The sequence below is a fragment of the Pseudomonas sp. Emmai genome (assembly GCF_055179735.1).
The window spans coordinates 376,753-389,251 of record NZ_CM143685.1 but is presented as its reverse complement, the minus strand read 5'-3'; the positions used below and the strand labels follow the sequence as shown (position 1 = coordinate 389,251).

At 54.8% G+C, this 12,499-nt stretch carries 5 protein-coding genes and 4 rRNA genes; 2 read left to right on the top strand and 7 right to left on the bottom strand.

Translation table 11 applies throughout. The annotated features are described in order from the left end of the window. Window positions 1-13: 13 nt before the first annotated feature. Window positions 14-481 (top strand): SRPBCC family protein, encoded by a 468-nt coding sequence (locus ACY4LX_RS01785; protein ID WP_463259006.1) that lies wholly within the window; start codon window positions 14-16, stop codon window positions 479-481. A 57-nt stretch (window positions 482-538) separates the two neighbouring features. Here the strand turns inward: ACY4LX_RS01785 and ACY4LX_RS01780 are convergent, their stop codons facing one another. From ACY4LX_RS01780 to ACY4LX_RS01750, 7 genes are all read right to left on the bottom strand, one after another. Further along, on the bottom strand, window positions 539-2,419 hold the full coding sequence (locus tag ACY4LX_RS01780) for a methyl-accepting chemotaxis protein (protein ID WP_149661508.1): 1,881 nt from the start codon (window positions 2,417-2,419) through the stop codon (window positions 539-541). 296 nt (window positions 2,420-2,715) lie between these two features. Then, a 5S ribosomal RNA gene (rrf, locus tag ACY4LX_RS01775) occupies window positions 2,716-2,831 on the bottom strand. Between the two features lie 107 nt (window positions 2,832-2,938). Then, window positions 2,939-3,054, bottom strand: a 5S ribosomal RNA gene (gene rrf / locus ACY4LX_RS01770). 152 nt (window positions 3,055-3,206) lie between these two features. Beyond that, window positions 3,207-6,098 (bottom strand): 23S ribosomal RNA (locus tag ACY4LX_RS01765). Between the two features lie 313 nt (window positions 6,099-6,411). Continuing rightward, a 16S ribosomal RNA gene (locus ACY4LX_RS01760) occupies window positions 6,412-7,950 on the bottom strand. Together the 16S, 23S and 5S rRNA genes form the textbook arrangement of a ribosomal RNA operon. Before the next feature lie 642 nt (window positions 7,951-8,592). Further along, on the bottom strand, window positions 8,593-9,813 hold the full coding sequence (locus ACY4LX_RS01755) for a CaiB/BaiF CoA transferase family protein (RefSeq protein WP_463259005.1): 1,221 nt from the start codon (window positions 9,811-9,813) through the stop codon (window positions 8,593-8,595). 13 nt (window positions 9,814-9,826) lie between these two features. Next, on the bottom strand, window positions 9,827-11,008 hold the full coding sequence (locus ACY4LX_RS01750) for an acyl-CoA dehydrogenase (protein WP_133835126.1): 1,182 nt from the start codon (window positions 11,006-11,008) through the stop codon (window positions 9,827-9,829). A 157-nt stretch (window positions 11,009-11,165) separates the two neighbouring features. Here ACY4LX_RS01750 and ACY4LX_RS01745 point away from each other — a divergent pair, with 157 nt between their 5' ends. Then, window positions 11,166-12,065, top strand: a complete 900-nt coding sequence (locus ACY4LX_RS01745) for a LysR family transcriptional regulator (RefSeq protein ID WP_463259004.1) — start codon at window positions 11,166-11,168, stop codon at window positions 12,063-12,065. Window positions 12,066-12,499: the final 434 nt, after the last annotated feature.

The window sequence follows — 12,499 nt, the reverse complement described above, 5'->3', positions numbered from 1 at the left end:
CTGGAGCAAGACCATGAAAACCCTGCAACCCGATACCCTGATCCAAAACCCACACGGCTGCCACGTGGCGTCTTCGGTGGACGTGCCGGCGGACGCTTCAAAAGTCTGGGCGGTGGTCGGCGACTTTGCCGGCTTCGATAAATTCATCCCCGCGCTGTCGCACATCGAGATGACCGGCGAAGGCGTGTCGTCCCTGCGCAAGAAAGTCTTCAAGGACGGCAATCTGGTGGTCGAGCAATTGAACTCCCGGGACGACCAGGCGCTGAGCATGACCTGGACGACCATCTACAACACGCTGGGCGTAGCCAACTTGTGGGCGGCGATGAACGTGGAATCCCTGGGGGCAGGCAAGTCCCGGGCGACCTGGACCATCATCGCCGAACCGGCCCAGGGTGGCGCCGAGGCGCTGCCGGGGTTCCAGGACTTCGTGCAGGGGTTTGCCGATGACGCGATGAACAATGTGCTGAAGCTGTTTGCGTAAGGCATGAAAAAGCCCGCTGTGGAGGTGATCCGCAGCGGGCTTTTGTACATCGTTGGATCAGATTTTGAAGCTGTCGACCAATTGCTTCAAACGGTTGGCCTGCAACGACAGCGCATCGCAATCCTTCAACGTTTCATTGAGGTTGGCCACGCTTTGCTGGTTCAACAGATTGATCTGGTTGACGTCGACGTTGAGGGTTTCCACCACCGCGGTCTGCTCTTCGGTCGCCGCGGCAACCGATTGGTTCATGCCGTCGATCTCGCCGATGCGCTGGGTCACGCTGACCAGACGCAAACCGGCCTGGTTCGCCACTTCAACGCTCTCTTCACTGGAGACCTGGCTGGCGTTCATGGTGGTCACCGCTTCGCGCGAACCGATCTGTAGCGAGGTGATCATCTTGTGGATTTCCTCTGCCGATTCCTGGGTGCGATGGGCGAGGTTACGCACTTCGTCCGCCACCACCGCAAAACCACGACCGGCTTCACCGGCACGGGCCGCTTCGATGGCCGCGTTCAGGGCCAGCAGGTTAGTCTGCTGGGAGATGCCTTTGATCACATCCAGAATGTGCCCGATGTTGTCGGTGCTGGCATTCAGGGTTTCGATCTGGGTGCAGGACAGGCTGATTTTCTGCGACAGCTCGGTCATGGCCAGAATGGTTTTCTCCACCACCTGACGACCGTCATCCGCCTGCTCGCTCGCGCCGCTGGCGTGCTGCGAAGCATCGGCGGCGTTGCGCGCAATTTCCTGAGTCGCGGCGCCAAGCTCGTTGATCGCGGCGGCCACACTGTTGGTGCGGGCGCTTTGTTCATCGGAACCGATGATCGAGGCGTTGGACGAGGCCATTACGCGTTGCGACAGGTCGTGGACCTGACGGGTCGCCGAGGATACTTCGGAAATCGACGCGTGAATCCGTTCTACAAACTGGTTGAACGCACCGCCCAGCTCGCCGAATTCGTCTTTGCTTTCCACGGCCAGGCGGCGGGTCAGGTCACCTTCGCCCTGGGCGATGTCTTTCATCGCACGGCCCATGGTGGTCAGCGGGCGCATCAATACGTTGATCAGCAGGCTCAGCAGCACGGCAATGGCGCTCACGGCGATAAACATCGCGATGAGTGCCGAGGTACGGAATTGGCTCAGTGGTGCGTAGGCCTTGTCCTTATCGATCGACAGACCGATGTACCACTCGGCATTCGGCAAGCCACTCACCGGGGTGAACGAGAGGATGCGGTCCTGCTTGTTCAGGGTGACGTCCTGATTACCCTTCTCGATGCGTACGCTGGAACCTGGGTAGATGTCTTTGAGGTTCTTCATCACCTGATCTTTGTCCGGGCTGACGATCACCTGACCGTCGGCGCTGACCAGGAATGCGTGGCCGATACCACCGAAGTCCACCGAGTTGATGATCTTCACCAGGGTTTCCAGGCTCAGGTCACCGCCAACAACGCCGAGCAGTTCGCCGTTCTTTTTCACCGGCATGGCGATGGTGACAACGAGGCCACCGACCGCGGCCATGTAAGGCGGGGTCAGCATGGTCTTGTCGGCAGCGACGGCCTGTTTGTACCAGGGACGCTGACGTGGGTCGTAGCCATCCGGCATCTTCGCGTCAGGGCGCTGGGTGAATACACCGTTGGCCTGGCCGACGTAGGTGAACTGGAAGTTCGAGGTGAAGGCGGGTTGATCCACCAGTCCTGGCAGATCGGCATTCGCCCCTTGGTGAGCAACGTTCTGCGCCAGGTTCTCCAATACCAGCACGCGGCCGCTCATCCAGTTCTGAACGCTGCTGGCGGTCAAGTCGCCCGCTTGCTGCACGGAGGATTCGAGATTCTGCCGGATGGTGTTTCGCTGCAAATAGTCGTTGTACAAAGTGAACAACGCGAAAGCCAGCACCACGACGCCTGAAGCGGCCAGCAGGATTTTATGGCTGAACTTGAGATTCATTTCATGGGACTTCTTATGCAAAAAGTGGGGATGCGTTCCGGATTGCAACATTCCATGTAACAGCGCAGGCAGCTTTCTGAGGCCGCTCTACTTTGGTGCACGCATGTCTCACCAGTTTTTCGGCACGAGTAGGAGAAATCTTAGGGGTTTGTATGAAATGGATGACATTCACGCCAGTTTCCCGCCGAACGGTGTACTTGAGCGTCTGGATCGGCATTGCTGGCGCTTGAGATTTTGTCGGCGCCAAAACGACAAAACCCCTGTCTGCGTTAGCAGACAGGGGTTTCGGAATTCAATCTTGACGATGACCTACTCTCACATGGGGAAACCCCACACTACCATCGGCGATGCATCGTTTCACTGCTGAGTTCGGGATGGGATCAGGTGGTTCCAATGCTCTATGGTCGTCAAGAAATTCTGTGACCAGCCCGTTACCGCAGCAACGTGCCAGCAAAAAAGGTGACTTCTACTAAAACAAAACCCCTACCTGCATACGCAGATAGGGGTTTCGGAATTTAATCTTGACGATGACCTACTCTCACATGGGGAAACCCCACACTACCATCGGCGATGCATCGTTTCACTGCTGAGTTCGGGATGGGATCAGGTGGTTCCAATGCTCTATGGTCGTCAAGAAATTCGGGTACTGAGTCGCGGCCAGCTGGCCTCGCTTCAGCAAATTGGGTATGTGATAGCTTTCGGTGTTTGTGAGTCTTTCGAACTTTCGGTTCGTTTCGTCTTCACACACCGCAATCTGCTCTTTCGACGCAAATTGCTTGGGTGTTATATGGTCAAGCCTCACGGGCAATTAGTATTGGTTAGCTCAACGCCTCACAGCGCTTACACACCCAACCTATCAACGTCGTAGTCTTCGACGGCCCTTCAGGGGACTCAAGGTCCCAGTGAGATCTCATCTTGAGGCTAGTTTCCCGCTTAGATGCTTTCAGCGGTTATCTATTCCGAACATAGCTACCCGGCAATGCCACTGGCGTGACAACCGGAACACCAGAGGTTCGTCCACTCCGGTCCTCTCGTACTAGGAGCAGCCCCTCTCAAATCTCAAACGTCCACGGCAGATAGGGACCGAACTGTCTCACGACGTTCTAAACCCAGCTCGCGTACCACTTTAAATGGCGAACAGCCATACCCTTGGGACCGGCTTCAGCCCCAGGATGTGATGAGCCGACATCGAGGTGCCAAACACCGCCGTCGATATGAACTCTTGGGCGGTATCAGCCTGTTATCCCCGGAGTACCTTTTATCCGTTGAGCGATGGCCCTTCCATACAGAACCACCGGATCACTAAGACCTACTTTCGTACCTGCTCGACGTGTCTGTCTCGCAGTCAAGCGCGCTTTTGCCTTTATACTCTACGACCGATTTCCGACCGGTCTGAGCGCACCTTCGTACTCCTCCGTTACTCTTTAGGAGGAGACCGCCCCAGTCAAACTACCCACCATACACTGTCCTCGATCCGGATAACGGACCTGAGTTAGAACCTCAAAGTTGCCAGGGTGGTATTTCAAGGTTGGCTCCACGCGAACTGGCGTCCACGCTTCAAAGCCTCCCACCTATCCTACACAAGCAAATTCAAAGTCCAGTGCAAAGCTATAGTAAAGGTTCACGGGGTCTTTCCGTCTAGCCGCGGATACACTGCATCTTCACAGCGATTTCAATTTCACTGAGTCTCGGGTGGAGACAGCGCCGCCATCGTTACGCCATTCGTGCAGGTCGGAACTTACCCGACAAGGAATTTCGCTACCTTAGGACCGTTATAGTTACGGCCGCCGTTTACCGGGGCTTCGATCAAGAGCTTCGCGTTAGCTAACCCCATCAATTAACCTTCCGGCACCGGGCAGGCGTCACACCCTATACGTCCACTTTCGTGTTTGCAGAGTGCTGTGTTTTTAATAAACAGTCGCAGCGGCCTGGTATCTTCGACCGGCATGGGCTTACGCAGTAAATGCTTCACCCTCACCGGCGCACCTTCTCCCGAAGTTACGGTGCCATTTTGCCTAGTTCCTTCACCCGAGTTCTCTCAAGCGCCTTGGTATTCTCTACCCAACCACCTGTGTCGGTTTGGGGTACGGTTCCTGGTTACCTGAAGCTTAGAAGCTTTTCTTGGAAGCATGGCATCAACCACTTCGTGTTCTAAAAGAACACTCGTCATCAGCTCTCGGCCTTAGAATCCCGGATTTACCTAAGATTCCAGCCTACCACCTTAAACTTGGACAACCAACGCCAAGCTGGCCTAGCCTTCTCCGTCCCTCCATCGCAATAACCAGAAGTACAGGAATATTAACCTGTTTTCCATCGACTACGCTTTTCAGCCTCGCCTTAGGGACCGACTAACCCTGCGTCGATTAACGTTGCGCAGGAAACCTTGGTCTTTCGGCGTGGGTGTTTTTCACACCCATTGTCGTTACTCATGTCAGCATTCGCACTTCTGATACCTCCAGCAAGCTTCTCAACTCACCTTCACAGGCTTACAGAACGCTCCTCTACCGCATCACCTAAGTGATACCCGTAGCTTCGGTGTATGGTTTGAGCCCCGTTACATCTTCCGCGCAGGCCGACTCGACTAGTGAGCTATTACGCTTTCTTTAAAGGGTGGCTGCTTCTAAGCCAACCTCCTAGCTGTCTAAGCCTTCCCACATCGTTTCCCACTTAACCATAACTTTGGGACCTTAGCTGACGGTCTGGGTTGTTTCCCTTTTCACGACGGACGTTAGCACCCGCCGTGTGTCTCCCATGCTCGGCACTTGTAGGTATTCGGAGTTTGCATCGGTTTGGTAAGTCGGGATGACCCCCTAGCCGAAACAGTGCTCTACCCCCTACAGTGATACATGAGGCGCTACCTAAATAGCTTTCGAGGAGAACCAGCTATCTCCGAGCTTGATTAGCCTTTCACTCCGATCCACAGGTCATCCGCTAACTTTTCAACGGTAGTCGGTTCGGTCCTCCAGTTAGTGTTACCCAACCTTCAACCTGCCCATGGATAGATCGCCCGGTTTCGGGTCTATTCCCAGCGACTAGACGCCCTATTAAGACTCGCTTTCGCTACGCCTCCCCTATTCGGTTAAGCTCGCCACTGAAAATAAGTCGCTGACCCATTATACAAAAGGTACGCAGTCACCCAACAAAGTGGGCTCCCACTGCTTGTACGCATACGGTTTCAGGATCTATTTCACTCCCCTCTCCGGGGTTCTTTTCGCCTTTCCCTCACGGTACTAGTTCACTATCGGTCAGTCAGTAGTATTTAGCCTTGGAGGATGGTCCCCCCATATTCAGACAAAGTTTCTCGTGCTCCGTCCTACTCGATTTCATGACTAAGAGATTTTCGCGTACAGGGCTATCACCCACTATGGCCGCACTTTCCAGAGCGTTCCGCTAATCTCAAAGCCACTTAAGGGCTAGTCCCCGTTCGCTCGCCACTACTAAGGGAATCTCGGTTGATTTCTTTTCCTCAGGGTACTTAGATGTTTCAGTTCCCCTGGTTCGCTTCTTAAGCCTATGTATTCAGCTTAAGATACCTAACTTATGTTAGGTGGGTTCCCCCATTCAGACATCTCCGGATCAAAGTCTGTTTGCCGACTCCCCGAAGCTTTTCGCAGGCTACCACGTCTTTCATCGCCTCTGACTGCCAAGGCATCCACCGTATGCGCTTCTTCACTTGACCATATAACCCCAAGCAATCTGGTTATACTGTGAAGACGACATTCGCCGAAAATTCGAATTTCTCAATTAAGAGAACTCACAAATTTTACCTTAGCCTGATCCGTTACCAGTGAAAGTAACGTTCAGTCTATCTTTCTATCACATACCCAAATTTTTAAAGAACGATCTAATCAAAGACTAGAAATCAATATTCATTTCAGAATATTCATTTCTAAACTCTAACAACACAAGCCACCTTAAAGGCTGGCTTATCGTCTTCTTCAATGAATCAAGCAATTCGTGTGGGAACTTATGGAGCAGCTGATGTCGTCGATTAAGGAGGTGATCCAGCCGCAGGTTCCCCTACGGCTACCTTGTTACGACTTCACCCCAGTCATGAATCACACCGTGGTAACCGTCCCCCCGAAGGTTAGACTAGCTACTTCTGGTGCAACCCACTCCCATGGTGTGACGGGCGGTGTGTACAAGGCCCGGGAACGTATTCACCGCGACATTCTGATTCGCGATTACTAGCGATTCCGACTTCACGCAGTCGAGTTGCAGACTGCGATCCGGACTACGATCGGTTTTCTGGGATTAGCTCCACCTCGCGGCTTGGCAACCCTCTGTACCGACCATTGTAGCACGTGTGTAGCCCAGGCCGTAAGGGCCATGATGACTTGACGTCATCCCCACCTTCCTCCGGTTTGTCACCGGCAGTCTCCTTAGAGTGCCCACCTTAACGTGCTGGTAACTAAGGACAAGGGTTGCGCTCGTTACGGGACTTAACCCAACATCTCACGACACGAGCTGACGACAGCCATGCAGCACCTGTCTCAATGTTCCCGAAGGCACCAATCTATCTCTAGAAAGTTCATTGGATGTCAAGGCCTGGTAAGGTTCTTCGCGTTGCTTCGAATTAAACCACATGCTCCACCGCTTGTGCGGGCCCCCGTCAATTCATTTGAGTTTTAACCTTGCGGCCGTACTCCCCAGGCGGTCAACTTAATGCGTTAGCTGCGCCACTAAGAGCTCAAGGCTCCCAACGGCTAGTTGACATCGTTTACGGCGTGGACTACCAGGGTATCTAATCCTGTTTGCTCCCCACGCTTTCGCACCTCAGTGTCAGTATTAGTCCAGGTGGTCGCCTTCGCCACTGGTGTTCCTTCCTATATCTACGCATTTCACCGCTACACAGGAAATTCCACCACCCTCTACCATACTCTAGCTCGACAGTTTTGAATGCAGTTCCCAGGTTGAGCCCGGGGATTTCACATCCAACTTAACGAACCACCTACGCGCGCTTTACGCCCAGTAATTCCGATTAACGCTTGCACCCTCTGTATTACCGCGGCTGCTGGCACAGAGTTAGCCGGTGCTTATTCTGTCGGTAACGTCAAAACACTTACGTATTAGGTAAATGCCCTTCCTCCCAACTTAAAGTGCTTTACAATCCGAAGACCTTCTTCACACACGCGGCATGGCTGGATCAGGCTTTCGCCCATTGTCCAATATTCCCCACTGCTGCCTCCCGTAGGAGTCTGGACCGTGTCTCAGTTCCAGTGTGACTGATCATCCTCTCAGACCAGTTACGGATCGTCGCCTTGGTGAGCCATTACCTCACCAACTAGCTAATCCGACCTAGGCTCATCTGATAGCGCAAGGCCCGAAGGTCCCCTGCTTTCTCCCGTAGGACGTATGCGGTATTAGCGTCCGTTTCCGAGCGTTATCCCCCACTACCAGGCAGATTCCTAGGCATTACTCACCCGTCCGCCGCTCGCCACCAGGTACAAGTACCCGTGCTGCCGCTCGACTTGCATGTGTTAGGCCTGCCGCCAGCGTTCAATCTGAGCCATGATCAAACTCTTCAGTTCAAACATCTTTGGGTTTTTAAGAAACCCTAAACTTGGCTCAGCAATCGTTGGTTACATCTTTGATTTCTCGCGGAGTAACTTGTGATGCTGATAATCTTGTTGACTATCAGTCTGACTCCACAAGCACCCACACGAATTGCTTGATTCAGTTGTTAAAGAGCGGTGGGTTAAGATCTTTCGTCTCAACCGAGGCGCGCATTCTACAGCAGCGCCAGTTACTGTCAAGCGGTTATTTTCAGAAGTTTTCAAAGTTTCCTTTGCAACTTCAACCACTTGCGCCTCCGATCTCTCGTTAGCGGGAGGCGAATTCTACAGCGTTACTCGCTGCTGTCAACACCTCTTTTACTCCGCTTTCGACCGAGAAGATCGAACCGTTAACAAGGCGACAACACACTGCCTTATCAACTCCTTCTGGGCTTCGATGACCTGAAGCAACTCGCTGCCGAAAACTGCGTAACTCTTTGTTTACCAAGGAGTTTTCCGTTTCGACTGCGCCGGAAGTGGGGCGAATTATAGACTTCCAGAATCTGCCGTCAAGCACTGATTTGGCTTTTCTATCAATAACTTGCAGAAAGCCGGAAAACACCCCGCTCGCGCTATATATAGAAGAGCAAACCCGCTCCCTCTATATAGAAGAAACCTTCAGAGCACTCCGTCTTGCTTGAGAGCAGCCACAGCACCAGCGCTCAAACCCAATACCCGCTGCAGAACCTCCAGCGTATGTTCCCCTAATAGCGGAGGCGCATTGCGGTACTCCACAGGCGTCTCGGACAGACGAATCGGACTCGCCACCTGGGGCACCATCCCGGCCAGCACATGAGGCAGTTCAATAGCCAACCCACGTGCTTTAACCTGCGGATCAGCAAACACCTGCGCCAAATCATTGATCGGCCCGCACGGCACGCCAGCCTGCTCCAGCTGCAACACCCACTCAGCCGTCGTCTTGAATACTGTCGCCTGACGAATCAGCGGAATCAGCACCGCCCGATTGGCCACCCGCAGCTTGTTGGTAGCAAAACGCGGATCATCCGCCCACTGCGGCTGCCCCGCCACCTCGGCAAACTTGCGGAATTGCCCGTCGTTACCCACGGTGAGGATGAAATCGCCATCCGCCGTAGGAAAGTCCTGATAAGGCACGATGTTTGGGTGCGCATTCCCCAAGCGCTTCGGCGCATTGCCGGTAGTCAGGTAGTTCATCGCCTGGTTAGCCAGGCATGCCACCTGCACATCCAGCAATGCCATATCAATGTGCTGACCGCCACCGTCATGATCCCGATGCGCCAGCGCCGCCAATATCGCCACCGTCGAATAGAGCCCGGTCAGAATGTCCGTCAGCGCTACACCGACTTTCACCGGCCCGGCACCCTCATCACCTTCAGGCCGGCCCGTCAGGCTCATCAAGCCACCCAACCCCTGGATCATGAAGTCATAGCCCGCACGCTTGGCGTAGGGCCCGGTCTGACCAAACCCGGTGATCGAGCAATAAATCAGATTCGGGTTGATCGCCTTGAGCGATTCATAGTCCAGCCCATAAGCCGCCAGACCGCCCACCTTGAAGTTCTCAATCAAAATGTCCGACTTCTCTGCCAGCTCGCGCACCAGCCTCTGGCCTTCAGGCCGAGTGAAGTCGATGGTCACCGATTGCTTGTTGCGATTGGCCGACAAGTAATAAGCGGCCTCGCTGGTGTTCTCGCCATAGGCGTCTTTCAGGAACGGAGGCCCCCAGGCGCGCGTGTCGTCGCCATTGCCCGGGCGCTCGACCTTGATCACCTCAGCGCCAAGGTCCGCTAGGATCTGCCCGGACCAAGGCCCGGCCAGCACCCGCGATAAATCCAGTACCCGTAAATGCGAAAGCGCGCCCATTGCCGTTCTCCTATTAATAGAACGCCTGGATGCCGGTCTGCGCGCGACCCAGGATCAGCGCGTGCACGTCATGCGTACCTTCGTAGGTATTCACCACTTCCAGGTTGACCAGGTGGCGAGCCACCCCGAATTCATCGGAGATGCCGTTGCCGCCCAACATGTCGCGAGCCATGCGCGCGATGTCCAGGGACTTGCCGCAGGAGTTGCGCTTCATCATCGAAGTGATCTCGACCGCAGCCGTGCCTTCATCCTTCATGCGACCCAGACGCAGGCAGCCTTGCAGCGCCATGGTGATTTCAGTCTGCATATCGGCCAACTTCTTCTGGATCAACTGAGTGGCGGCCAATGGGCGACCGAACTGCTGACGATCCAGGGTGTATTGACGCGCGGTGTGCCAGCAGAACTCGGCGGCGCCCAGCGCGCCCCAGGAGATGCCGTAACGTGCGGAGTTGAGGCAGGTAAACGGACCTTTCAGGCCACGGACATCCGGGAAGATGTTTTCTTCAGGGACAAACACATTGTCCATGACGATTTCGCCCGTGATCGACGCACGCAGGCCAACCTTGCCGTGAATCGCCGGAGCGCTCAGGCCTTTCCAGCCCTTCTCCAGTACGAAGCCACGGATGTCGCCGGCGTCGTCCTTGCCCCAGACCACGAACACATCGGCGATCGGGCTGTTGGTGATCCACATCTTGCTGCCGGTCAGGCTGTAGCCGCCTTCCACTTTTCGTGCACGAGTAATCATCGCGCCCGGGTCGGAACCGTGGTTCGGCTCTGTCAGACCGAAGCAACCGATCCACTCGCCCGAAGCGAGTTTCGGCAGGTACTTCTGCTTTTGCGCTTCAGTACCGAACTCATTGATCGGCACCATCACCAGCGAAGATTGCACGCTCATCATCGACCGATAGCCGGAGTCGACGCGCTCGACCTCACGGGCGATCAGGCCGTAGCTGACGTAGTTCAGGCCGCTGCCACCGTATTCCTCAGGAATGGTCGCGCCCAACAAACCCACGTCGCCCATCTCACGGAAGATCGCGATGTCGGTCTTCTCATGGCGGAAAGCTTCCAGAACACGCGGCGCGAGTTTCTGCTGAGCGAACTGCTCGGCGGTGTCGCGAATCATGCGCTCTTCTTCGGTGAGCTGTTGATCCAGCAGCAGGGGATCGATCCAGTTGAAGCTAGCTTTACCGCCCATGAGTGTGTCCTCTCGAATCGGGTCAAATAACGTGAACTGATCCTAGGCCCCGTTCGGCGTCACGGCAAACGAGGATTTCGCATACTGTTGTGCTAATTTCTCACTCCGAAGCATCGCGCAAGGTCATTAATGCGATGTATTAGTGAGGTTCACGTACATGCGCAGGAAAATCCCCAGCACCACCGCCCTGATCAGCTTCGAAGCGGCAGCGCGCCATGAGAGCTTTACCAAGGCTGCACAGGAACTTTCCCTCACCCAAGGAGCGATTTGCCGACAGATCGCCAGCCTGGAGGAGTTCCTCAGCGTCGAACTGTTCCGACGCTCCCGGCGCGGCGTGAAGCTGACCGAAGCCGGACTTTCCTACAGCCGTCGGGTGGCCACGCAACTCGATGCGGTTGAGCGGGACACGTTGTCAGTGATGGGCCAGCAAGGCGCCAACGTGATCGAACTCGCGGTGGTGCCGACCTTCGGCACCCAATGGCTGCTGCCGCGACTCAAAGATTTTCAGCACAAGCACCCCGAGGTGACCGTCAACCTCACCAACCGCACCCGCCCCTTTCTGTTTGCCGACACCGAATTCGATGCAGCGATCTATTTCGGCGATGCGGACTGGTCAGGTACCGAATCCCACAGACTGATGGGAGAAAACCCGATGCCGGTGTGCAGCCCCGCCCTACTGGGCAATAAGACAAATCTGACAGCCACTGAAATCGCGGAATTACCCTTGTTGCAGCAAACCACCCGCCCCTATGCCTGGCGCCAATGGTTCAACTTTCAGAATCTAAATATCCCCCGTGACATGACAGGCCCGCGTTACGAGCTATTCTCCATGCTCGCCCAGGCAGCCATGCACGACATGGGGATCGCACTGATTCCGCCGTTTCTGATCCAGCGTGAATTGGCGGAGAAGCGCCTGGTGATTGCCAATCCGCAGGCGCTATCGAGCATCAAGGCGTATTACCTGATGATTCCTGAACGGAAGGTCGAATCGGCGTCTTTAAGGGCTTTTCGCGACTGGCTGGTAAACCAGGCACACAGCTACAACCTAGAAGGATAAAGGTCAGAGCTGATTAACTGACCTCGTAGTCAGTAATTTAAAAACACTACAGATATAAGTATTTGTCGCATATCCATAGACTGTACCGACAAGCAGTACAAACGTCCCACAAGCGCCTGAAGACGTGGCCTTGAGCCTCTATTTCGAAGCAATGACCACTCATTCACCGCGCCGATGTGGAAATTCTTCAATTTCGACCAGACTCCTTACAAGGCACGGCCTGCAAGGGATTGAACCGGTTGGTTGCGACATTCGGTCACGGGGTGACTTGTAGTTAATTTTCCGTCACCCGTCATAATCCCTTGAAGGGCACAAAGTTCGCCTGCAAAATGCCGCGCCCCGCCCTGATTTGGCGGGATCGTGCTGATCGGCCGCCCCAGCCGCACCATCCGAAGTGCCTGGGTTTACTCAATAAGATCACGCAGGAGATTTGA